Below are 22,306 nucleotides of genomic sequence, written 5' to 3' on the forward strand. Positions count from 1 at the left end.
GGTTCAGGCCCGTGATGGCGGGAACGTCGGGATTCCCAGTTTCACTCCCCGCACCGTTCCTTGATAATCTCCCCGGTCAAATTCCGGAATGTGACAATCGCGGAAATCCTCGTTATCCTTGCAGCATTTCTCGCAGGCATATCCGTGGCATACTGCTGGTACCGCATGAAGGTCTGCGTGATCACCGGAATGGTGCAGAATGATTTCGACCGGTGGAAGAATGAGCATACAAAAGAGATCCGTAAGGACTCCGTCAACCGCTCGCGGTCAACACTGAAAGGCAGGATCTCGGAGCAGATGGCACCGCTCCTGCCTGAGTTTCCGTATGCTCCCGCTGATGCCCGGTTCATCGGCAATCCTGTCGATTTCGTGGTCTTTGACGGGTACACAGATGCAAAGGACGGGGATGGATCCGCAATCAGCGTGGTTCTTGTTGAGGTGAAAAAAGGAGGGGGACGGCTCTCGCGGACAGAGCAGTTGATCAAAAAGGCTGTTGAAGAAGGACGTGTCTCCTGGAAGACGATTGTTATCAGGGACGATGAAGAACCGGAGCCGGATGCAATGGAGGGCTCTCGTTGCATAGGGCTGTGAATCCCTAGCGATCCGGGAACTATCCCTCATCGCGTCTTTGTTACCGGATTGGGAATATGTGTTTCATGCCCCTCACTGTCCGTTCCCGGTGAAGCGTCATACAATGGATGGCACAAAAATAAACCATAAATGGTTCCGGGACAATCACCTGATCTGTCAAGGTCCCGTCATGCGCAAATCCTGCATTCTCACCATCATTCTCCTCGCCCTCCTTGCAGGGAGTATCCTCTCATCCGGCTGCGTCAGCGGATCTGCTCCGATACCTGTCATGCCCAGTCAGACCGTACGGACTGCGGTCCCCGGTCTTATTGATACCGTCCCGGATCTCCGCCAGAGCCAGCCGTATTCCTGTGGTGCATCTGCCCTGCAGGCAGTCCTCAATTACTGGGGCATCGACAAGCGCGAGGGCACGCTCATCCAGGAACTGGGTACTACAGAAGATGCCGGGACTCCTCCCGAATCCATTGTCCGTGTTGCACGGGCTTATGGCCTGGATGCCGGGCTGAAGACCAATCTCACGCTTGGCGATCTCGAATCTGCCATTGCCAACAAGACGCCGGTGATCATCGACTGCCAGGCATGGCGCGATGAGAGCGAGGCCAACCTCTCGTGGGAGAACATCTGGGAGGACGGGCATTATATGGTCGTGGTTGGCATTGATCGGGACAATGTCTATTTCGAGGATCCCTCCCTGCTTGGGTCACACGGCATCATCCCCCGGGAGGAATTCGTCTCCCGCTGGCACGATTATGAAGGAGCGGCCCCGTTCAGTGCGAATTCAACGGTCTACAACCATGCCGGCATCTTCATACGGGGTTCGCAGCCGGCAGCATATCCGGATTTCACGCACGTGGATTAGGTATATCACCGGTTGGGACTGACCATCCGGAACAAAATTGAACTTGTTCCCTTCCGACCCCGTTACGTCCCGGCAATCCCCGTTTCCCCGGGCGAAACAGTTAATGCGTTGCCGGGTGAACACCGACTATGCCGGATGAACCTGGACAGGATAAAGCCGCACTGGAAGATGGCCCGGAAGTTGCGGGACCGGGCGGGTTCATGATGTACGTTGCTGTCGTACTCATAGCAATTCTCATAATCCTCGTTGTCTTCATGAATTTCTCGGGCCAGGGTGCCACTGCTGCCACTACAATCACGGAAAATCCCTGGGCGCTTTCGTCCTTTGAGAACCCTGACGGTTCTACAACCCCGGTGATGAACGGCACGATCATCACCGCAAAATTCTCAACTGACGGGAAACTGACCGGGTCGGGAGGCTGCAACCAGTACTCCGGCCGGTACATGGTCCAGTCAACGCTGATGGTCGTTTCCCGTGTGACAACCACCTCGATGGCCTGCGCAGATGCACATGCCACGCTTCAGGAGCAGCAGTATTATGCAGCGATCGAAGATGCAGCTGCGCTGCGGGTCCATGACCGTGTCCTGACCCTGTATAGCCCGGACGGAAAACCGATCCTTGTCTTTACCCCGGCCCCGCCGGGGAACTGAAGTATCTCCCCGGAGATCCTTCATATTTAAACGGGAATGCAACCCATTGAATAGGCATGAAATCCGTATCGATCATCATCTCCCTCCTCCTCATCCTTTCTCTCCTGCTCGTTGCGGCGGGATGCACGCAAGCTGCATCCAGCCCCACAGCAACAGTTCCGTCCGTAACCCAGCAAAGTTCCTCAAAAGAAGAGATGGTTGCGTTTGTCAGGGAAGCAGTCGCGTACGCCCATACGCATGATAAAAATGTCACCCTGAATGAATTTTCGAATCCGAACGGCTCGTTCGTCCGCGGGGATCTCTACATCTATGCCTATGATTTCAACGGGACCACCATTGCCCACCCGTTCAGCCCGGAAAAACTCGGCGTGAGCAGGATCAATGAGCCTGATGCGCTTGGGACACTGTTCATTACGAATCTCCGTAATGCAGCAGTCAACGGATCCGGATTTGTTGAGTTCTCGTACAAAAACCCGGCCAACAAATCGATCGTAGAGAAGAAACTCGGTTACGTGGAAAAAGTCGATGATGCCTGGTGGCTGGGCTCCGGCATCTATTATGGCCCGGTCGGACCCATGACCTCTCCCTCCGGTAATAATACGGCAGCATCGCCCTCCAGAACCGGATAAATATCCTTATCATCCTGTTTTTCCCATCTTTTCGTATCTCATACCGAAGGTCACCTGCCGATTCACACCCTTCCGGTACTGTCAGTCATCCCGTGGTGATATCCATCGAACGAAAAACCATCGGGCTTATCGCCCTTGTTATCCTGATCCTTGTTGGTGCGATCTTCACCGGGTATACCCTCTGCCATGCCATGACACCGGTAAAAATCGGGGTTCTTCTCCCGATGACCGGCGATATTGATTTTAAAGAGCCCCTGGAATGGGCAAAGGACAACATCAACCGGGAAGGCGGTATCGGTGGCAGGCAGGTCGAACTGGTGTATAAGGATACCGGAACCGGCAATGCCACGCGGATGGCGCAGGAGCTCCTCGCGGACAGTTCTATCCAAATAGTGATCGGTCCTTCGACCAGCACCGAGGTCTTCTCACTTGCCCCTCAGTTCATTGCACAGAAGAAGATCCTGATAAGCCCCACGGCAACCTCCGGCGATATCGTCCGGGCATTCGGGAAGAAAGACTATTTCTGGCGGACCACCCAGGGCGATGTGGCACAGGTGAAGACGATGGTCTCGATCCTGAACGGGAAGGGAGTAAAGACCGTTGCCCTGCTTGCAGAGAACACCACCTACGGGAAGACCTTCCATGACTGGACAGGATTCTTTGCAACCGAGTACGGTCTCAATCTGGCATCGATTGAACAGTTCGAGCCGGGCAGCACGGATCCTGACCGGTATGTTGCCCGTGCCCTGGAGAAGAACCCGGAGTACCTCATCGCTGCATGCGGACCATCCGATGCCGCAGCAATCAAGCGGGCTCTTGACCGGTCAGGCAAACCTGTGAAACTCCTCCTTGCCGATGCTGCAGAAACGCCGGTTCTTACGACCCTGCTGGGAACCGCAGCCGAAGGCATTGAAGGAACCTCCCCGACTGCAGATCCCACCACCGGTTTCTCTGTTGCCTACCAGGATCGGTTTGGCCACGCTCCCGACGATTACGCAGCACCAGCATATGATGCGCTCCTGCTTGCCGCGTATATCTCGGCACGCCAGGATGCCACATTCTTCGAATCGCCTGCCGACTCGGCCCGGACCGTCATCTATGGCAATGGTACGGCAAAAGGCTGGGATGCACAGGACGTGCACGAGGCGCTCTCCCTGATCCGGGGCGGCGCAACACCGGCGATCTCCGGTACAAGCGGACCCCTTGATTATGATATCGATTACGGGGTTGATCCGCTTGTTACCTGGTACTCCCACTGGATTGTTGAAGACGGGCAGTACCGGACCGTTGCGACCTATACCTCGGCAAAGACCGGCACCGGGACCAAGACCGGGGAATCGGTTGCACGCTCGCGTGCATCATCCCGCTTCATGTCCTCATCGCTGAACACGACCGGTGACGGGCTCCCCACCATTGCGAAGACCGGCCTCTGGGCCGTGGTGGTCGGACCCTCGCGGGGCTGGACCAATTACCGGCACCAGTCCGATGCCCTGAACGTGTATACCCTGCTCCGGCAGAATGGCGTTGACGACGATCATATCATCCTGATGATCTATGACGACATCCCCACCGATTCTGAAAATCCCCTCAAGGGCGATGTCCACAATATCCCCAAAGGACAGAACCTCAGGTCCGGGGCCGTGGTTGATTATTCCGGTACGAACGTCTCGTCTGAAACAGTACGGAATGTCCTGACCGGAACCCGGACTGCGCAGACGCCCGTCGTACTTGAGAGCAATGAAAGTACCAATGTGTTCGTCTATATTGCCAGTCATGGCTCTCCCGGCGAGATCGTCTTCCGGTACGATGATGCGATCTCCACAGAGGAATTCACGGAAATGACCAGTGCCATGTACGCGAACCAGAAATACCGTCAGGTCCTCTTTGTCATCGACACCTGTTTTGGCGAGAGTGTTGCCACCACCATCACCGCACCGGGTATTATTTACCTCACGGGTGCAGCAGACAATGAGCCTTCCCTGGGCGCAGTCTATGACATGGACATCAAACAATGGCTTTCGGACGAGTTCTCTTCAACCGCCATGAGCCTGATCAAAACCGACACCACGCTCTCAATCCGGGATCTCTATATTGCTGCATACGAGAAGGTTACCGGATCGCATGTCAGCATGATCGTAACAGACAATACCAGTATCGACCAGCCGGTGACAAATTTCCTGATACCATGAACCGATCGAATCTTACGCTGGGCATGGTGATTACCGCAATTCTCATTCTCCTGGCAGCAGCTGTTTTTCTTATCCTGCCGCAGGAAAAGGAACTCCCTTAGTTTACATTATTTACAGCTCCGGGAAGGGCGACCTGCCGTATACCGACAGTGCGTACCGCGGCCTGTTTGTTGCACAGGAGACGCTTCCGTTCTCCAAGCATGAATTCTCCTCCGACCCCTCCTGATGTCGTGCAGGAACGATGGGGCAGAGTGACATGACGAGTCCGGGTCTGACAAACCGGAAAAAAAGTGAATTACATGTCGCAGCAATAGCAGGTGGTATTCATGAGAAGTTTGGAATTTTTAATCCACTTGCAGGTACCGAACTTGTCCCATGCATTGATCGGAGAATTCTTGTCGATCTTGCCCAGGGTGGTCATATGTTTGAGGTCGGCGACAACCTTCCAGACATAATCGACCGGCCCATATTCCTTTGTCCCGTTCCCTACCGGGTATATCATGGGGTCGCTCGCCGTTACGAACGTGTCCGGGACGCTCCCGATAAACCGTGAGACGCTGGGATCGACAAAGATATAATCCTTCTTCCCGTTTGAGAACACCTTCAGGGAGGCATCGGGGACTTCCTTGTGGACATGAATCCCCGTTGCCGCATACCCGAGATCCTCGTACACAAGGATTGCGACATCATATCCTTCACGGGAAAGAAGTCGTGTCAGGAGCTGGGTCTTCTCATCCGAATCACCGGCCTTGTCGTAGATCACCTCAATGGCATATTTCCTGTCTGATGACGGGTTCTCGACATAGGGGATCTGCTGGACGAATGCAACGATCAGTTCCAGGTACTGGTCATCGGACAGGTATTCCCCGTCCTGGTAGCGGAGATTGCGCAACTGGACGAGAAGATCCCGGTAGAGTTCCTCCATGGCCGGGTCGGATTCGAATGTGGCGATATACTCTTTGACCTCTTCCGGGTTCTGCATGTTTGCCGGCAGGGAGATCGTCTTCTGCCGGGCTCCGTAATAGACGGACATGTTGACCGGCACCCGGATCGTGTACTCCTTTGCGATGCCATCCGGGGCATAGTAGAAGGTGAATGTCCGGTGACCGATGCGTGAGGTATCGCCGACCGGTGTGATAAAACTGGAGGATGCGGTTTTCGTATCTGTGCTGCCCGTCGGGACAGACCGGGTTGTGACTTCCACTTCAGGTATTTCCGTGACAACGGGAGCAGTGACCGATTGTGAGGCAGAAGACGTCGTGTTTCCCGGCATCTGGGGGACATTGATGGTGATCTGGACACAGCCGGCAAGAAGGATAATCGTCATGAGAAGTATGATTGCTGCGAATCCGCTGGCCTTCATAGGTATCTTTCTTTTTATGTTCAGTTCTATTTTATTATTGGCATTTATTTTCCCCGAGAATAAACCGAAATACTGAAAAACAGAGGACTCTATCATCATTATCAAGGTTTTATTATGAACGAACGAATCCTTCTCAGTATGCTGCTCTTGGCCACATTCCTGATCATTCCTGTTAGTGCCGCAGAGCACACGATCCAGTTCCAGAACCACTGCTCGTACGATGTCTCGGTCGTGATCGTTGGCGGCCAGCAGTATCTCAACCCGGGGGACAACAAGGTCTATGGCGCATGCCAGTGCCTCCCGGATTCCACGTGTACTCCCAAGACCAACTGCCCTGCTGTCGCATGCGGCGAGGGAAACAAGAACACCTGCAGCAAGGGAACTCCGCTTGTCGACAACGGGGGGTTCCTGCTTGCTGCAAAGACCGGCACGCATACCAGTACCCTAGAGAAGTCCTGGCAGGGAACATTCTGGCCCCGGTCCAGCTCCAGCTGCACCTCTGATGGAAAGGGAAACTACAAGTGCGACCAGGAACTCCAGAACTGCCGGGCATATTATGACGGGCAGCCGAAACTCGAGTGCGGCGGCCATGGCATTGCGCTTGCCACCAAGGGTGAGATCAACTTTGATCAGAACGGGATCGACACCTATGATATCAGTGCCGTGGACGGTTTCAACATCCCGATGACCATGGAACTTGTCCCCGGCACCAAAAACGCATCAGGTCTCCAGCCTCCGGAGTATGCCTGTACAAAAGCTGGTAGCGATCACGATCTGATCGGAGAATTATGGTCCAACCTGAGTGCAGACAAACTTGAGATGAAGAATGCAGCCGGTACCCCAATTGCCATCCGGAGTGCCTGCGCTTATGCCTCTGCTCTCAATCTCCAGAAAAATAATGGAATGGATGCCCTTGATGCTCTCACCAATATGACCTGCTGCAGGGATCCGTGGGGATCGGCCCAGGATTACCAGGTACACGGGAATATGAAGTGCGATCCGGACAACTGGCCCCAGGATATCAACACAGCCCGGTTCTTCAAGCACTATTTCCCTCTGGGATACAGTTATGCCTACGATGACAGCACCTCCACCTATACCTGCCAGAACATTAATGCCGATACCCTGACCCAGTATATCGTCACGTTCTGCCCGGCAAATGAGGGGGAACGTACAATCCTTCCGGGCACAACGGAACATGTCCATGTCGCGGATATTGGCGATCCCCAGGTAGTGACACCGGTCCCGACAGCAACCCCGGTACCGGCCCAGACCCCGGTGACCGGCAGGTATAACCCGACAACCAGCGGATCACCGAACTTCTAATCTTTTTTTCGTGGTGAATCTGCTCCCCCATGAGAATTTCTTGATGGTACAGATACCCTGTAGCCGTCAGGTACCTGGTCCTGTTATCTGATCCCCGGGAAAACGTTCGAATCCTGTTTTGACCCGGTATTATAACCAACCGGTGTGGTGCGACCATCGCATACCTGTCTGCAAGGCGACTTAAGCAGACCTGAACGGCGGTAATAATTCCGGATGGAGCGGGAGAATTCCCGGGTCTCTTTGAACGTCGTCCAGTCAGATGGCTGTAAAAAAGTGTTTAAGAGAAGATTGAGAAGTCGTTCTTGATGGCGATCGCTTCGATGATGGGCTTGATGGTTGCCTCGGATACGCCGAACTTTTCCATGTACATCTCGAGTACCTTCTTCTCTTCACCGGCAAGAACGCCGTCAGCCATGGCGATATCACAGAGGATAGCGAGGGTCGCGATCTTCTGCTTCTCGTCAAGAACCGCGGCAACCATGTCGATCACGCCGGGGAACTTGTTTCCCTTGAGCACCTGCATCGCGGTGTCGATGGACTTGCGGTCGCCGCGAACGATCTTTCCGAGGTCATTGATCTCGGCATCGTCAATGACACCATCAGCGGCGATCACGGTGATTGCCGAGAGCACGAGTGCCGATTTGGGTGTGAGCGTTGCAGACTTTCCGGTTAATTTGTCAAAAATTCCCATGTTTCTTCACCATTCGTATGGATTTCTCTAGTAGTTGTCCGGCCGGCCTATTGACCGTTTCGGTTATCTCATTCCGGGACCCTGCGCGGGAATCCGGGCGCATTGCGCCCGTTCTGTACCGGAACCGTGACGATAATCAGGGGGTCCGGTTGCCGGTTCCGGCAGATCTTTTCCGGTAGATAACCAACAGTGCTGCGAGAAATACCGGGTAGATGAGATCGATATACATCACGGCACCGGCATTGTTCGCGGCAGTATTCCCCTTGACCACCAGTTCCCAGACATGGCCGAGGCCCGCCCCGAACGAGAACAGCCCGGCACCGATGACCATCGCGGTCCAGAACTCTCCCCGGAATTTCAGGCAGAACAACCCGACAATCCCCATTGCCGCATCCCACATCCCGACTTCGCTCTGGAACGGGCTGCCGGTTGCCCAGCCGATCGATTCTGCAACCCGGTCAGGGAAGGCAAGATGACCGAACCCCCCGTAGAGAAGGGAGAGACCGAACCCTATGGCAAGCTGCCACATCAGGAAATTTTCCAGTGCCGCAGTGCCCGTGTACTTCCGGATCCCGATGTTCAGGGCTGCCACAAACGCCGCAAGCAGGGGAAAGAACAGCGGCCAGATGATTCCTGCGATATCCATCACGGTCTGTTGGGTGTCATTGGCAAAAAGCTATGAGGAACTGATGCGGAGGATGTCGCGCAGATCCTGAACGGTACCAGGGAAACAAAACACGACCGGGTGCCCTCATGGTGCATACCCTGGGATAAACCTCATACAGAGAGGAACAATGAAAAATCCTGAATGAATAAGAGAACAGAAAAAATTTAGAACCGGGGTTTCCGGTGCTTGGGGAGGCAGTCGCGGCAGTATACCGGCCTGCCCTCGGTCGGCTTGAACGGAACTTCACATTCCTTTCCACAGTCCGAACAGGTTGTCTTTGTCATTTCGCGGGGTCCGAAGTCTCTGGGCCCTCTGTTGCCACCAAAATTATTTGATCCGTACATGATTATTTCTCAAACAGTCTTTCACAACTGTGATACAATATAGGCAGACAGAGTATAATAAATAATGCTACCCTGCAGGTTGGCGGGCTGAATGAAAAAGGTTAAAGATAGTTGTTCTTCCGGAGCCAGTCTGCCTGGGGGGGCAGGTACCGGTACAGGATATCGCATTTCTCGTCCTGGAAACTCCACGGGACGATGATCACGATGTCGCCTTCACGGATCCAGGCGCGTTTCTTGATCTTGCCCTTGATCCGGCCCATCCGTTCAACGCCATCCTGGCAACGGACGCGGATATGGTTTGCCCCCATCATCAGCTCGGCGATGGCAAACTGCTCGTTCAACCGCTTCTTTGGCAGCCTCACGCGGACAACGGGTGTCCCGTCAGGATTGAACTCCGGGACACCGGCAGAGCCATCTGGTTTTTTTGCATTATTATTAATTACAGCAACTCCGGTCTATATTTAGGGCGTAGAGCATGATGAAGGTATTGATAGCGGGACTATCCCTGTTGGATGGATAATTCTTCTTCAAGAATGGCAAGGAACCGTACAAGAAATGCGTGCCGCTCCCGTGCAATGCGCCGGGCAGTTCCCGTATACATCAGGTCCGGCAATTTCAGCAGTTTATCATGGAAATGATCGATGCCGTCCTGGATCGATCCCCCGTGTTCCCCGGCCCGCACGAACGTCCGCGCAATTCCGATGGCTCCCAGCGCATCAAGTTTATCGGCATCGGACAGGATCTGCGCCTCGGGTGCAGCAGGCCGTTCTTTTGAGCGGTACCGGTGCGTGCGTATGGCTGCGGCAATGGCCGGGATGCAGCGGGCATCGTACTGTATGGACCTAAGAAATTCCTCTGCCATCCGGGCCCCCTCCTGTTCATGGGGAAGACCCTGTTCTTTCTCAAGCGGCCGGGCGATATCGTGGAGCAGGGCAGCAGGGATCAGGATGGCCATGTCGGCATGCTCTTCCCGGCCGATCTGTTCGCAGAGCGCCGTGACTCGCTCAATGTGATCGAGACCATGGGAACCCGACCCGTTGAGGACATTCCGCACATGATCGCGTATTATTTCGATATCCGGATCCATACCGTATTTCCTGTTGGTTATTGTTCTCCTATGCCGGAAAAAATGTTCGTTTGGTTATTTCCCTTCTGTCTGCTTTTTTAAGTTATCCGTTGGCAATCAGCCGCGAGATGTAATACCGGGCCCAGAGATAGGCGAAGGTTCCCCCGATGATGTCCCCGACAACAATCCCCCACCAGACCCCATGCTCGCCGAATCCGAGCACGATGCCGAACAGGTAGGCAAAGACCGCAATAAATGCGAGGTTCCGCATGACCGAGATGAACAGGGATGACATCCCCTTGCCGGTTGCCTGGAAGATCGAGCCCGACATGATGCCCGGCGGAACGAACGGGTAGAAGAAACACATCGTGGCAAGGAAGAGGGCGATCTCCGGCGCCAGGTGCGCACTATCCGGTGAGTAGGTGAAGATGAGCGCAATCTGGCTGGCAAAGACGAATGTAATGGCGCTGATGGCAAGCGAGATCGCAATACCGATCTGGATCGAGAAGTTGTGCACCACGCGGATCTTCTCGTACGTCCGTGCGCCATACGCAGCCCCGGCCACGGAGATGACCGATGTGGCGATGGCAACCAGGGGGATGATCGCAAAGAACACGACCCGCCAGCCTGCCGTATAGACTGCCACGGCGTCCGTGCCGGCGGTTGCCACCAGCAGGCCGTTGATGAAGATCGCGAGGATCGACATGAGGAAGAACTCGAAACTGGCCGGGATGCCAACCCCCATGATAGCATCAATGGTCTTCCGGTCCCACGAGAATGAGCGGTACGAGAGGGAGACATAGGTATCCTTCTTGACATAGAACCAGTAGAGAAGAACAACGGTCACCATCACGAGCGAGATTATCATCCCCCATGCGGCCCCGGCAATGCCCATCCCCAGGGTGTAGATGAGGATCGGGTCGAGTACCATGTTCAGGACGGAGGACGCACCCATGACATACATCGCCCGTTTCGTATCTCCTTCCGCACGGAGGATGGCGTACGCGACATTGGTGAAGAGGAGGAGAACCAGGCCGAGGAAGATGACCTGTCCGTACTCTGTTGCAAGCCCTACGGTCTCTCCCGCACCGAAGAGCGTCATGATCGGGCCGGTGAGAAGGATCAGCGGAACGGTCAGGAGGGCTGAGATGATGATGGTGATGAGGATCGCATGTATGGCGGCATTATCGGCACCTGCCTTGTCCTTTGCACCGATGCGCCGTGAGATGACAGATGCGGCGCCGGCTCCGATCCCGTTCCCGAGCCCCATCAGGATCATAAAGAGCGGGGTGATGAACCCGACCGCTGCCAGTGCATCGGACCCAAGCCCGGCCACCCAGATGGCGTTGACGATGTTGTAGGTGGACATCAAAAACATTGCCACGATCATCGGGCCGGAGAGTTTGATGATCGCTTTCCTGGGATCGCCCATCAGGAGCGATATCCCCGCCTTCATGTCTTTGCTATGCGGGATTTCTGTGGCCTGTTCCTGGTTATTCGCCTGCATCAAGGGGACCTCCGGATTTCTTCATATAGGTGAGACAGTTTCCTGCTATCGTGTGCATCAGGACGTTTACGATTGTTTTGTCCTGTGCAGTAAGAGTCCGGTATGCCAGGGTCTCCCAGTCATTATTTATCGCCCTGAGAACGGGCACGGCATCTTCGCCTTTCCCGGTCAGGAAGAGCCGGACGGCCCTGCGGTTGGCAGGATCGGTGATCCGCCGGATATACCCGGCGTCCTCCAGCTTGCGGACTGACCGCGCAATCGTACCCTTGTCAAGATGGTAGTGCCGGACAAGCCTCTCCTGCATGATATTCTGCTCCTTTGCAAGCAGCATGATGATCGGGAACTGGGCTGCAGTGAGACCCATGGGCCTGAGCCGGTCATTCAGATAGATATATTTTCCCCGGTTGGTGAGCGATACAACCGCACCAAACGGGATCTCTTCCTATGGGGATGAGCTCATATGTAGCCATATACAAGGAGGGGATGGGGAATAAATGTTGTCAATGCAACAATTAAATTCCGGGGTTATCCCCGAGGGTATGGATCGCAATTCATTCAGGCAATCCATAATAATGGTTGATAAAAACTATTTTCATCTCGTATCACAAATATTCTCAAGCATTTTTCTGTACTGATATAAAATGCACAGCCGACCGGGACAATCCGGCAGAGCTCAGACCAGGTTCTGATACACAAATGATACTTTTTCCCGTCCTGACAATTTTCTGTCTTCTATCAGCATTTACTGCCGGTGCCCTGGGTTTTTTTGTCTATGCCCAGAATACGAAATCATTGGTAAACCGCCTCTTTCTTGCCAGTATGCTGGGGGGCATGTACTGGGCTCTCGGGGAATTTTTCATCTGGTATACCGGCTCGTACGAGGGCACTCTTTTCTGGCTGAAGGCCAGTTCGTTCTGGCCGGTTGTCATCGTCATAACAGTCCACTTTGTTCTTGTGTATACAAAAAACGCGTTTGCACAACGGGAACGGTTGCCGTACCTCATTGTTTTCCTCTATCTGCCGGCGTTTTTTTTCAGCCTGCTGGGATTATTCACGAACACGATCTTTTATGTCGTGAATATGCCGGGCACCGGCTATATTTACCGCTCCGATATCCACAGTCTCGCCCACATGGCAGTAAGCGTCTTTGTCCTTCTTGCACTGTTCTTCGCAATCCTTGCCGTGTACCAGGCATGGACCCGGGCTGAAAGCGAGAAAAAGCGACGGCAGGTGGGGCTTATCTGCATTGCCCTTGCAACCGCGATCGCGTTTGGCTCCATCTCCGGCGCCATCTTACCTATCTTCGGGATCTACCTTCCCAACACCGTCTTCATCGGGTTCTTCCTCTTCGCCCTCATTATCACCTATGCCATCAACCGGTACGATCTGTTCACGCTCAGCGCGGAGACGGCGCTGCCGGATATCCTCAGGACCATGCCGGACGGCCTGGTACTTATCGCCATGAACGGCGGGGTTATCAAGGTCAATGAGTCAGCAGCCCGGATCTTCAGGACCGATGAGAACCGTATGGCAGGCCAGCAGTTCTCCCGGTTCCTGCCGGAACCGGAATGCGGGAACCTCATGACCACCCTCCAGGAGCAGGGGGCACTCACTGATTTCGAATCGGTCATTGATCCTACGGAAAATACCGTTGTCAGCATTGCCGGTTCCCTGGTAAAGGATCCCGCCGGGGAACCTGTCGGTGTTGTCCTGATCATCCGGGATATCAGCAACCGGAAGATGCAGGAGCGGGCGCTCACGGTGGCCAACGAGAAGATCTCCCTGTTAACCCAGCTGACCCGCCATGATATCAACAACCTGGTCACCGGTCTGTCGGGGTACCTGCTGCTGCTTGAAGAATTCAATACCACCTCCCCCGGGAAGGAATATCTCCGGACATCCATCGATCTGGTGGAGAAGATCACCCGGCACCTCCGGTTCTCCAGCGAGTACCTGTATATCGGGACCTACCACCCGGACTGGCAGGAGCTGGAGACCCTGGTCGCCCATGCCGTGAACGATCTCCCCCATGAGAATGTTACGATTACCCGGACGATCATTCCCGCAGAGATCTATGCGGACCCCCTTTCCGTCAAGGTCCTCTACAACCTGCTGGAAAATGCCCTCCGGCACGGGGGGAATCTGACCGCGATCACCCTGGCTGCTGCTGTCCAGAAGAGCGGCGAACTGCTCATTACCGTTGAGGATAACGGTACAGGAGTTCCTGATGCCGATAAGGAGCGTATCTTTAAGTACGGTGTCGGGGCCAATACGGGTTTTGGCCTGGCGTTCGCCCGCGATATCCTTGAAGTGACCGGTATCACGATCCGTGAGACGGGAATTGCCGGGAAAGGTGCACGGTTCGAGATCCATGTTCCGCCGGCAGCGTGGAGACGTATCTGAACCGTCCGCGATCCGCCTTCCCGTACCAACCTCACGGCGTTCTCAGATTGATCTCCCGGATCCATGTACCCGATTCGGGATCGTGAACCGGCAGGAAAAAACAGGGGAGGTTATAACCGGAATCCCGGCGTGGAATCGAAGAGTTTCTGGTACAGCGAACTGAAGAGTGCGGTATATTCGGCAGCCTTTGGCGTTGCATGATACAGGGTCTTTTCGCCCTCAGCCAGGGTCTCCAGGTATCCCCGTGAAACCAGGAATTCAAGATAGTCCTGGCCGGTCTTTGAATTGAGATCGCAGCGGTTGATGATCGCGGTAAAACCCCGGGGTGTTTTACAGTACACGAGGATCTCCCAGTAGATCTCGTATACTGTCCGTCGTCCGCTCATGGGTCCTCCAGCCCCAGCGTCTTTTTTAATGCGCATTCCGATGTTTCGATCTCCGCGATACGCTGGTTCCATGCTATGGCGAACTTAGTAACATAATGCGACGCGAGAAGACTGGACACCACGATTGCGAGGGTGAGGGCCTGGGCGAGGATAGTAATCCGGTTGTTCAGGGTAAAGGATATGCCGCCGTGAGTGAGGGTAAATGCTTCAAGACCGGCCATTATCCCGAGGACAAAGATACATAATCCGCAGAGCGGGCCAATCAGGATTATCGTGCCAAGCGTTCTTCTGATGTCCCGGTAACAGGCGATCATCTCTACGATAAGGCAGGTTATGCGGTCATCCGTGATAGCCGGACCTTCTGCATCGAGCTTCTTTTTGATGGTCCTGATGCCCCGGGAGATCCCGAGTGTAAAGTGGAGTACGCTTACCCCGAGCCCGAAGCAGACCATGGCGATCACCCCGGCAAGTATCCGGAATTCGGGGGAGACAAGACTTGTCGTAAGTCCGAGTATTGCCGCAATGATGTACAGTATTCCGGCTGCGATGGCAATGGTACCAATGATAAGGTTCGTTGACACTACGAGCGAGAAGTGCCGGATCTCTTTCTGGAACTGGCTGAGTGCTGGTTTCATGATTCACCGGCTTATGTGTATTTTGGCGTTCTGCAAATAAAGAGCATGAAACTTAGATACGTACCTGTACCCTGAGTGCATACCCAGGTGCCAACCGGCCCCGAAGACCACAGGTACTTAATTTCCCGGACTGCTAACATACAAGCAGGTGAACAGATGTCAAAACGGGCAGTCGACATGACCTTCCAGGCGATCTATACGCTCACGGATCTCCGCGTCCTCCTCCGGGAGACCGCGCCATCCCACGAGTTCGATGCGGACCAGAAGGTAAAGGCCCAGCGGCTCCTGGAGAACCTCGAACGCCAGGTCGGGTCGCTGAAGCAGGAGATGCTGAAATGAGGTGCGGGAACGGGATCGAGGCCCGGCAGGTTGACGAACTCTGCATCAACATCGATCCGATCCAGGCCGGCGGCCGGCTCACGGCCGATGCGATGAAAGCGGTGGTTGCCTACGGTGACGGGTACTCGGTCTGCGACAACTGCCGGAAGCCCAACCGGCTGGACTATATCACTAAACCGCCGATCGCGGAGTTCCACAAGGATGTCGCCGCGTGGCTGAACATGGACGCGGTCCGGACCGTGCCCGGTGCAAGGCGGGGATTCCAGGCGGTTGCCCAAACCTACGTGAACAAGGGAGACCCGGTGCTCCTGACCTCGCTCTCGCACTACACGGAGTTCCTGGCAGTCGAAGAGTCCGGGGGTATTGCCCGCGAGATCCCGGCAAACGACCAGAAACTTGTCACGCCCGATGCCGCTGCCGAGAAGATCGAGGCCGTGAAGCGCGAGCTCGGGCGGGTGCCCGTCCTTGCCTTCATCGACCATGTCGATTACCAGTACGGCAACATGCACGATGTTACGGGCATTGCGAAGGTGGCGCACCAGTACGATATCCCGGTTGCGTATAACGGCGCTTATACGGTCGGCATCCTGCCCGTGGACGGGAAGGCGATGGGCGTTGATTTCGTGATCGGGTCCGGCCACAAGAGCATGGCGGCGCCGGCCCCCTCCGGTATCCTTGCTGCAACCGCAGAGCGGGAGAAGGAAGTGTTCCGGACAACGGCCATTGTGGGCGATGTCACGCAGCGGAAGTTCGGGATCAAGGAGCCCGAGATGATGGGCTGCACGCTGATGGGCGTAACGCTCGTTGGCATGATGGCCTCGTTTCCGCACGTGAAGGAGCGGGTAAAACATTTCGACCGCGAACTTGCGAACCACAAGATCGTGATGGATGCCCTGCTCTCTGTTGAAGGGACGAAGTGCCTCTCGGAGTACCCGCGGAAGCACACGATGACCCGGATCGATACCATGGGATCGTTCGACAAGCCGGCCGAGACCCACAAGAAACGCGGATACTATCTCTCGTCCGCGCTGGAAGAACGCGGGATCACCGGTGTGATTCCCGGCGCGACAAAAGTCTGGAAGTTCAACACGTACGGCATGACAACGAAGCAGGCGGAGCATGTCGCCCGGTCGTTTGTGGAGATTGCCCGGGAGAACGGGCTTGCCGTGAAAGAATAAAAATTTGAAATTTTTTTGATTTATTATTCGTGGACCACGAAACGGTTATGGCGCCCGGGCTTTGCGCACTTCTCCTGCCGTCTCCCGCCACTCTGGGGAATAGTGAACCGGGGGATACCCCCCAGAGATCCCCCCGTCAGAGGGTGATTCGTACAATCGCTTTTTTGCCACAGGGTGGTGTGACTCCCCTGTTTCCAGGAAGCCGGGCAATCCGGGCCCGTATCGGGCTCCGTTTCCCCCCTTTTGCTGGATCGCGACCGGTCAGTTTCGGCCCTTTTTTGGAGGAGTTATCTGGAAAATCACGCTATCTGCCCGGTTTGTCAAACAGGCGGTTTTGCACTGAGAAAAACCGGAGAGTACAGAGCTGTTCCAGCAGAGGATCGGGTCCGGGGCCGGAGTTCTGGACGTGGAGGGGAAAACGGGGCTGGACCAGCCGGAATGGAGTTTTTTCGACTTCTTCACTAACCGGGACAGGCTCATACCGTTTGTCTGGATCCGGGCTTTCTCCAGAGCAAAGTTTTCCGGACAGGGGCGGCTGAAAAATTTAAAGGGAGGTCCGGGTTAAGATTTTTTTGAAGGTTATTCCAGTCCGCAGTTCCGAAAGCGGAAGGTACCGGGTGAGAACGAGTATAAAGCAACGTTTCGAATTGCTCGTTGCGGACAACACGTATTGTCCCGAAAGAAGAGAACGGGTTCACCAAGCGACGAACTTCGTTGAACCCGACTCCGCCCGTTGGCATGTGGATTTCATCATCCGATCTTATGAAGGTTGGCTTCGTCCCCCCCCGGGTGTAACAAGGTGAAAAAGAAACGGAGATGAAAGAAAAATGTCTCTTCGGAAAACAATCGCTATCCTGCTGGTACTGTTGCTGGCCGGGATGGTAGTGGTACCGATGGTGAGTGCTGGAGAAGAACAAGGGGTAAACCTTTCTGATTCAGGCAATCTGGATATACCTGAAAAACCTGCACCTCACCATATCCCAGATGATTACCTCAAAGACTCAAAACCCGCAAAATGGCTTCCCGAATCTGAGATGGTTAATATCATTCTCTCTCAGAAAATCCTTGCAAAATACGGTCAAAACAGCAATTCTGATCTCATTGAAATTCCCATTTCGTATTTGGAGTCGAAATCGAATTTTGCAGAAAATAAAAATTTCCCTTCTGCATACAAGGTCGAGGCGGGAATTTATCCAGATGAACCGATTGTTCTGATACGGATGCCAACTCAGTTATACCTCACCTTCATCAAGGAAGATGTTAACGGAAAACTGACACTGCCTCCTGCATATTTCTGCCGGTTCTATGCGAATTTTACGGATCTGAAATCACATACCACAACCGTGGATGGATCAATTCAGATAACACCAAGTAGCCAGTATCCCGTTCCTGGTTTATTGGATGAGAACAGCATGCCGATAAATGCAGAAAAGATATCATCTGATAAATCGGGAATTTCCGCATCCTTGCAAAAAATAACGAATGCAACAACGTTAAGTGTGCCCCAGAATTTTTCGCAATGGTCCGTATCCGGGAAGGCGTTATCAACGAATTATAAATACTGCATAGGGCGGATCAGGCCATACAGCTGGACATTATCTGGATCAGGAGCAGATTTGTTTAAACTGTTTGCCGAAAGGGAGTATAAATTCAATAACGGTGAAGCCCTGGAAATTATTGTCCAGTATTTCGATCGAAATGAGTTGGCTGGAATCGAGCTTTATCCGGCGCTTTATAGGAATGGAGCCGCAGGTCCCATCCTACCAGCCGGTTGGTCCCATTGGGAGGGGCATGTAGCAATTGATCCTTTTGATCTTCCTCATTCATACGGGTATCATGTCCAGACAACCAATTCCGGCTATGGATACCAGGTGGATTTTGAAGATATGGATACTCAACGATGGATCAAATCATATACGGTTACTGCAGCATCAACCGTCTCATCATTTACGGAATTAGACGGATCGAGCGAGTATAACCAGATAAATGTTCCTTCTACGGACACATTCTCTGCAACAACGAGTCCGGTAATCGACGAATGGGTTATCGATGTGTATGATGGCTGGAACTACCCCATTAATGCATGGCAGGAACCAGTCTTGGTTCCGGCTGCTGCACAGCCATATGTCAGCGTTGTTCCATCATGGGATAGCACTGGGAGACTGATAACAGAATCCTATGCGCACTATCCCTAAAATTTTTTTTTTACAAAGCAGGGATACTATCCGAAAAGATATTCGATCTTAACAATAATGTTCATCAGATGAAAAAGATCAATCAGATATCAATCTTGTTGAGTGATGTTACATGAAAATACTGAAAGAAAATTTCACAATTTTAATTCTAATCGGCCTGTTCATTGTTGCCGGCATCATTCTATATTCCCTGATTCCCGGATCAGTTTTTCAGTCACAACTGGAAAATAGTACGAAACCGGGGAACCTGACCCCTCCGGTCCCGCTAAAAACTGATTCAAGTTTTGACATCCAGGAAGCGGATGTGCGGATAGTCAAGTACATCAACAGCACCCGGGTGACGTATGAAGATCTCCAGATGTACCCGGAACTTGAGAGCTATCTGCATGGCGTGAACAATGACCCGGGGGTCTGGTACAGTGGCTGGAGATATGTGAACTCGTTCGAGGGAAACGTGAGCAGGTATGATGCTTTTATAAAGAAGATCTGTCAGGGAAAAACAATCTTTGAATGCAACCGTGGCACACTCATCGAGTACCACAATCAATTCTATCATGTGACCTGCAGTGAGTACGGCATGTTGAGTCGCACCCTCGTCGGGATCACGACTCTTTCTACGCCGATAGACGACAGGGCCATGAATAACGGATTATCCAATTCTTCGTTCTCCGTGAACAGGACAGAAAACCGGTCGAGTTACAACAGATCTCCACCGGTTCCCCCTATCGCACCAACACCCCAACGAGTTTAGTGTGTCTGATAATTAACATCTGAAAATTCTCTCCATTCGAGAATGCCTTGGGAGGATATAATTGGGGCACTAAGAAGAGATCCATGACTCGTCCCGGAGAGAACTGATCCGTCCCGATGCAGGTTTCTTCTTCAGCTGGATCGGTTCGAATGTGAGTCTTTTCTCGATGGTCCCCCGAATCCGCTCCCCTTTTTTGAGGGGCACCTTGCCAACCGCAGAGAATATTCCGGCCCGGAAAATTTTTCCAGCCAGACCCTGCTGAAAAAAATTTACGCAAGGTCCGGTTGATCGGCTCGCGCAAATCGAGCAGGGGCTGAAGGGGTGATGAAAATTTTTTGAGCAGGGTCCGGTTGAAATTTTCCGGGCAGGGTCTGATCAAAAGTACTTCAAGCAGGGTCTGGTTGAAAGCATGTTGAGCAAGGTCTGGTTGAATTACCGGATTTTTTTACGACGGAGACCAATCTACCTGGTTTTCCGGTCAGAAAGATCTGGTTAACTTTTTGCATGCAAGGTCTGCTCAAAATTTTTCAGGCAGGGTCTGCTGAAAAAATTTCAAGCAAGGTCTGGTTGATCGGCTCGCGGATTTTGAGCAGGGGCTGAGGTGGTGATGAAAATTTTTTGGGCAGGGTCCGGTTGAAATTTTTTGGGCTGTAGAGATCATTCAACAACTTTTGAGGCTCTCGGGGCTTCGAAGATCTGTAATGGGTTCTTCTTATCTTCATGGTTCTGATGAACTATTCAGACTTCATTCCGCCATTGAGGCACCCACGTATTCGATGACAACGTATTAACCTCCCCTTTAAAAAATAAAAATTTTCAGATTCCTTGGATGACTAGTAATTGAGGCCGCCACGGGGCGCCCTTCGGGGCGGCGGCAATCATCCATCAGGGTTATGGGGGCATCAGCCCCCATCTTTTCGAAAGAGGATTTCTACATAGTAAAAATCAAATCAGGATCATTTCGGCCTTTTTAAAATACTTGAATGTTCAGTATTCAATGAAATGCCAGTTCAAAAATTGTATTTTTTTGCCCCGGTAGCAAATGTAGATGCATCTATTTTGAAAATAAAACTGAATGTGGGCTTCGAATTTGCCTCAATGACCAAAATGGATGGTATTTCATTTATTGCCAATCTCGAAAAGATTCCCCTCAAAAATTTTTACAATTACTGGCGATTCGGTCATACTGTATTGCAGTCCGAAAGATTGTATTTAATAAAAAAATCATTTGAATTTGACCTTCCGATAAACGAGGCTGGAAAACCCGAAACCAATCACAATTTTTACTTGTTCATTTATGATTTTGTGGAAAAGAATGTTGAAGAATCACTTCGCCTTTTGCGATTATTCAAAGAGGGAAATGTACACATTCCCTACTGGATCGTATACTATTTTGATAAAGATGAACCCATTGTTCTGTTTGCCCGAGGACTATCTTCATCACAATCACAAAATATCTATCATCTCGATGATATGGAAATTCAATCAGCTCAAAATTTTATTGAAATAACTCTGATTCCCAAACCACCCAATTACATAACTCTGGCACATGAGAACTATGAAGTATCATATTTTATCGATAATGATTCCCATGCGTTTTTGTCATTGATGATTTCCCTTGAGGTGCTTTTCAAACCGAAACAATATCGAAATTTTTCTAGAATACTTTCTGATGAGGTCGGAATATTACTTGGGAACTCAAATTATGAAATTCAAAACATACGCAATGAGATTACCAGACTCTATGATAAACGATCAGAATTGGTTCATGAAGGAAAACCGGTTTTTCACTATGCTGGAGAAACAGATGATGTCAAAATTCTTCGACATTACATCAGAGAATCTTTGAAAAAAATTATCCGGTTGGATCTTTCAAAGGATGATCTTCTGGAATATCTTGGAAAAATGAATGTCTGCAAGGAATCAGAATGAAATATCGCGTAAATCACACAGGAATCGCAATGCGGAATATTTCCCATGTGGTCAATTATGTCAAAGATGATCCTGCAAGATGGTACAAAGTAAATTGGATAATCGTCAGTACTTCTCATGCAATTTACATAACACACGGAGCACGTGGACATAAAGTAAGGCAGAAAATTCGCCATAAATTATGGAACATCGCTCAAAGAAAATATCCCGTTCTTAAACGGTATTCAATTCCCTATGAAGTTTCTGGGGATAGCAAATGCAAAGTTAAATGGTATTATCGGATTTGGGATTTCTTTTCGTTCTTCCGATAGGAAAAATAGCAGTTATCTCGCTAGAAATAAAAAATCGGTCTATTAGAAAATTGAATGATAATTAAACGTAATAGAAAACTATCGCATCCATTTCGAATAATTAAAGTTACGCCAATCACCATTCTCAACAAAGTGAGAGATTTTATTCTATGAAAAAATGCATGAATTGTGGAGGTCCAAACCCCAACCAAGAGATATATTGTGATTATTGTGGAGCGTTATTACCGAGTAAACCAACGAATAGGATTATTCACATTATTCGTGGACTGTTCGAAATATTGGTTATTAGATTTC

22 protein-coding genes are annotated in these 22,306 nt (G+C 52.1%); 12 read left to right on the forward strand and 10 right to left on the reverse strand.

The features are described 5' to 3' along the window. Window positions 1-90 precede the first annotated feature (90 nt). From LUQ43_RS05080 to LUQ43_RS05100, 5 genes are all read left to right on the forward strand, one after another. Window positions 91-591 carry a Holliday junction resolvase-like protein gene (locus tag LUQ43_RS05080; protein WP_299964664.1) on the forward strand — a complete coding sequence of 167 codons (501 nt, stop codon included), beginning with the start codon at window positions 91-93 and terminating at the stop codon, window positions 589-591. Between the two features lie 169 nt (window positions 592-760). After that, window positions 761-1,450, forward strand: a complete 690-nt coding sequence (locus LUQ43_RS05085; RefSeq protein ID WP_299964667.1) for a C39 family peptidase — start codon at window positions 761-763, stop codon at window positions 1,448-1,450. Window positions 1,451-1,578: 128 nt separating this feature from the next. Continuing rightward, window positions 1,579-2,100, forward strand: a complete 522-nt coding sequence (locus LUQ43_RS05090; RefSeq protein ID WP_299964669.1) for an META domain-containing protein — start codon at window positions 1,579-1,581, stop codon at window positions 2,098-2,100. A 56-nt stretch (window positions 2,101-2,156) separates the two neighbouring features. Next, entirely contained in the window at window positions 2,157-2,729 is a 573-nt protein-coding gene (locus tag LUQ43_RS05095; protein WP_299964672.1) for a cache domain-containing protein, read from the forward strand. Window positions 2,730-2,821: 92 nt separating this feature from the next. Continuing rightward, a complete protein-coding gene (locus LUQ43_RS05100) occupies window positions 2,822-4,918 on the forward strand; it encodes a C13 family peptidase (protein WP_299964674.1) in 2,097 nt (698 codons plus the stop codon). Between the two features lie 295 nt (window positions 4,919-5,213). Here LUQ43_RS05100 and LUQ43_RS05105 read toward each other — a convergent pair whose 3' ends face one another. Beyond that, the gene (locus LUQ43_RS05105; protein WP_299964676.1) at window positions 5,214-6,281 is read right to left on the reverse strand and encodes a hypothetical protein; all 1,068 of its coding nucleotides are present in this window, start codon (window positions 6,279-6,281) and stop codon (window positions 5,214-5,216) included. Window positions 6,282-6,395: 114 nt separating this feature from the next. Between LUQ43_RS05105 and LUQ43_RS05110 the strand changes: the two genes are divergently transcribed. Beyond that, window positions 6,396-7,607, forward strand: a complete 1,212-nt coding sequence (locus LUQ43_RS05110) for a thaumatin family protein (protein WP_299964678.1) — start codon at window positions 6,396-6,398, stop codon at window positions 7,605-7,607. Window positions 7,608-7,884: 277 nt separating this feature from the next. Here the strand turns inward: LUQ43_RS05110 and LUQ43_RS05115 are convergent, their stop codons facing one another. From LUQ43_RS05115 to LUQ43_RS05145, 7 genes are all read right to left on the reverse strand, one after another. Then, entirely contained in the window at window positions 7,885-8,298 is a 414-nt protein-coding gene (locus LUQ43_RS05115; protein ID WP_299964680.1) for a tellurite resistance TerB family protein, read from the reverse strand. 136 nt (window positions 8,299-8,434) lie between these two features. After that, complete coding sequence (locus LUQ43_RS05120) at window positions 8,435-8,944, reverse strand: DUF6790 family protein (protein ID WP_299964682.1); 510 nt, start codon at window positions 8,942-8,944, stop codon at window positions 8,435-8,437. Window positions 8,945-9,129: 185 nt separating this feature from the next. After that, window positions 9,130-9,309: a CxxC-x17-CxxC domain-containing protein gene (locus LUQ43_RS05125; RefSeq protein ID WP_015285958.1), complete on the reverse strand. Its 180-nt coding sequence runs from the start codon at window positions 9,307-9,309 to the stop codon at window positions 9,130-9,132. A 101-nt stretch (window positions 9,310-9,410) separates the two neighbouring features. Then, a complete protein-coding gene (gene eif1A, locus LUQ43_RS05130) occupies window positions 9,411-9,749 on the reverse strand; it encodes a translation initiation factor eIF-1A (protein WP_299964902.1) in 339 nt (112 codons plus the stop codon). Between the two features lie 59 nt (window positions 9,750-9,808). Beyond that, window positions 9,809-10,396: an HD domain-containing protein gene (locus tag LUQ43_RS05135; protein ID WP_299964685.1), complete on the reverse strand. Its 588-nt coding sequence runs from the start codon at window positions 10,394-10,396 to the stop codon at window positions 9,809-9,811. 82 nt (window positions 10,397-10,478) lie between these two features. After that, the gene (locus tag LUQ43_RS05140) at window positions 10,479-11,882 is read right to left on the reverse strand and encodes an MATE family efflux transporter (RefSeq protein ID WP_299964687.1); all 1,404 of its coding nucleotides are present in this window, start codon (window positions 11,880-11,882) and stop codon (window positions 10,479-10,481) included. Beyond that, complete coding sequence (locus LUQ43_RS05145) at window positions 11,869-12,246, reverse strand: MarR family transcriptional regulator (RefSeq protein ID WP_299964689.1); 378 nt, start codon at window positions 12,244-12,246, stop codon at window positions 11,869-11,871. The genes LUQ43_RS05140 and LUQ43_RS05145 overlap by 14 nt, the downstream gene beginning before the upstream one ends. A 332-nt stretch (window positions 12,247-12,578) precedes the next feature. On the opposite strand from LUQ43_RS05145, the gene LUQ43_RS05150 reads away from it, so the two are divergent. Next, complete coding sequence (locus LUQ43_RS05150) at window positions 12,579-14,285, forward strand: ATP-binding protein (protein WP_299964692.1); 1,707 nt, start codon at window positions 12,579-12,581, stop codon at window positions 14,283-14,285. A 110-nt stretch (window positions 14,286-14,395) separates the two neighbouring features. Here the strand turns inward: LUQ43_RS05150 and LUQ43_RS05155 are convergent, their stop codons facing one another. Together LUQ43_RS05155 and LUQ43_RS05160 are read right to left on the reverse strand one after the other, a co-directional pair. Beyond that, the gene (locus tag LUQ43_RS05155) at window positions 14,396-14,671 is read right to left on the reverse strand and encodes a winged helix-turn-helix domain-containing protein (RefSeq protein WP_299964695.1); all 276 of its coding nucleotides are present in this window, start codon (window positions 14,669-14,671) and stop codon (window positions 14,396-14,398) included. Beyond that, a complete protein-coding gene (locus LUQ43_RS05160) occupies window positions 14,668-15,306 on the reverse strand; it encodes a hypothetical protein (protein WP_299964696.1) in 639 nt (212 codons plus the stop codon). The genes LUQ43_RS05155 and LUQ43_RS05160 overlap by 4 nt, the downstream gene beginning before the upstream one ends. Before the next feature lie 156 nt (window positions 15,307-15,462). On the opposite strand from LUQ43_RS05160, the gene LUQ43_RS05165 reads away from it, so the two are divergent. The 5 genes from LUQ43_RS05165 (at window position 15,463) to LUQ43_RS05185 (ending at window position 21,701) form a co-directional block, all read left to right on the forward strand. Beyond that, complete coding sequence (locus LUQ43_RS05165; protein WP_299964698.1) at window positions 15,463-15,645, forward strand: hypothetical protein; 183 nt, start codon at window positions 15,463-15,465, stop codon at window positions 15,643-15,645. Further along, a complete protein-coding gene (gene pscS / locus LUQ43_RS05170; protein ID WP_299964700.1) occupies window positions 15,642-16,823 on the forward strand; it encodes an O-phospho-L-seryl-tRNA:Cys-tRNA synthase in 1,182 nt (393 codons plus the stop codon). Before LUQ43_RS05165 ends, pscS begins: the two co-directional genes overlap by 4 nt. Before the next feature lie 827 nt (window positions 16,824-17,650). Then, the gene (locus tag LUQ43_RS05175; RefSeq protein ID WP_299964702.1) at window positions 17,651-19,018 is read left to right on the forward strand and encodes a hypothetical protein; all 1,368 of its coding nucleotides are present in this window, start codon (window positions 17,651-17,653) and stop codon (window positions 19,016-19,018) included. Between the two features lie 304 nt (window positions 19,019-19,322). After that, complete coding sequence (locus tag LUQ43_RS05180) at window positions 19,323-19,769, forward strand: hypothetical protein (RefSeq protein WP_299964705.1); 447 nt, start codon at window positions 19,323-19,325, stop codon at window positions 19,767-19,769. Window positions 19,770-20,771: 1,002 nt separating this feature from the next. Next, window positions 20,772-21,701, forward strand: coding sequence for a HEPN domain-containing protein (locus tag LUQ43_RS05185; protein ID WP_299964707.1), 930 nt, complete (start codon window positions 20,772-20,774; stop codon window positions 21,699-21,701). Window positions 21,702-22,306 lie beyond the last annotated feature (605 nt).

The sequence above is a fragment of the Methanoregula sp. genome (assembly GCF_028679125.1).
Classification (GTDB): Archaea; Halobacteriota; Methanomicrobia; order Methanomicrobiales; family Methanospirillaceae; genus Methanoregula.

Coding starts and splice junctions, on each gene's coding strand:
- LUQ43_RS05085 (WP_299964667.1), top strand. CDS start 761: ATGCGCAAATCCTGCATTCTCACCATCATTCTCCTCGCCCTCCTTGCA.
- LUQ43_RS05090 (WP_299964669.1), top strand. CDS start 1,579: ATGCCGGATGAACCTGGACAGGATAAAGCCGCACTGGAAGATGGCCCG.
- LUQ43_RS05095 (WP_299964672.1), top strand. CDS start 2,157: ATGAAATCCGTATCGATCATCATCTCCCTCCTCCTCATCCTTTCTCTC.
- LUQ43_RS05105 (WP_299964676.1), bottom strand. CDS start 6,281: ATGAAGGCCAGCGGATTCGCAGCAATCATACTTCTCATGACGATTATC.
- LUQ43_RS05110 (WP_299964678.1), top strand. CDS start 6,396: ATGAACGAACGAATCCTTCTCAGTATGCTGCTCTTGGCCACATTCCTG.
- LUQ43_RS05115 (WP_299964680.1), bottom strand. CDS start 8,298: ATGGGAATTTTTGACAAATTAACCGGAAAGTCTGCAACGCTCACACCC.
- LUQ43_RS05120 (WP_299964682.1), bottom strand. CDS start 8,944: ATGGATATCGCAGGAATCATCTGGCCGCTGTTCTTTCCCCTGCTTGCG.
- LUQ43_RS05125 (WP_015285958.1), bottom strand. CDS start 9,309: ATGTACGGATCAAATAATTTTGGTGGCAACAGAGGGCCCAGAGACTTC.
- LUQ43_RS05135 (WP_299964685.1), bottom strand. CDS start 10,396: ATGGATCCGGATATCGAAATAATACGCGATCATGTGCGGAATGTCCTC.
- LUQ43_RS05140 (WP_299964687.1), bottom strand. CDS start 11,882: ATGCAGGCGAATAACCAGGAACAGGCCACAGAAATCCCGCATAGCAAA.
- LUQ43_RS05145 (WP_299964689.1), bottom strand. CDS start 12,246: ATGGGTCTCACTGCAGCCCAGTTCCCGATCATCATGCTGCTTGCAAAG.
- LUQ43_RS05150 (WP_299964692.1), top strand. CDS start 12,579: ATGATACTTTTTCCCGTCCTGACAATTTTCTGTCTTCTATCAGCATTT.
- LUQ43_RS05155 (WP_299964695.1), bottom strand. CDS start 14,671: ATGAGCGGACGACGGACAGTATACGAGATCTACTGGGAGATCCTCGTG.
- LUQ43_RS05160 (WP_299964696.1), bottom strand. CDS start 15,306: ATGAAACCAGCACTCAGCCAGTTCCAGAAAGAGATCCGGCACTTCTCG.
- LUQ43_RS05165 (WP_299964698.1), top strand. CDS start 15,463: ATGTCAAAACGGGCAGTCGACATGACCTTCCAGGCGATCTATACGCTC.
- pscS (WP_299964700.1), top strand. CDS start 15,642: ATGAGGTGCGGGAACGGGATCGAGGCCCGGCAGGTTGACGAACTCTGC.
- LUQ43_RS05175 (WP_299964702.1), top strand. CDS start 17,651: ATGTCTCTTCGGAAAACAATCGCTATCCTGCTGGTACTGTTGCTGGCC.
- LUQ43_RS05185 (WP_299964707.1), top strand. CDS start 20,772: ATGCCAGTTCAAAAATTGTATTTTTTTGCCCCGGTAGCAAATGTAGAT.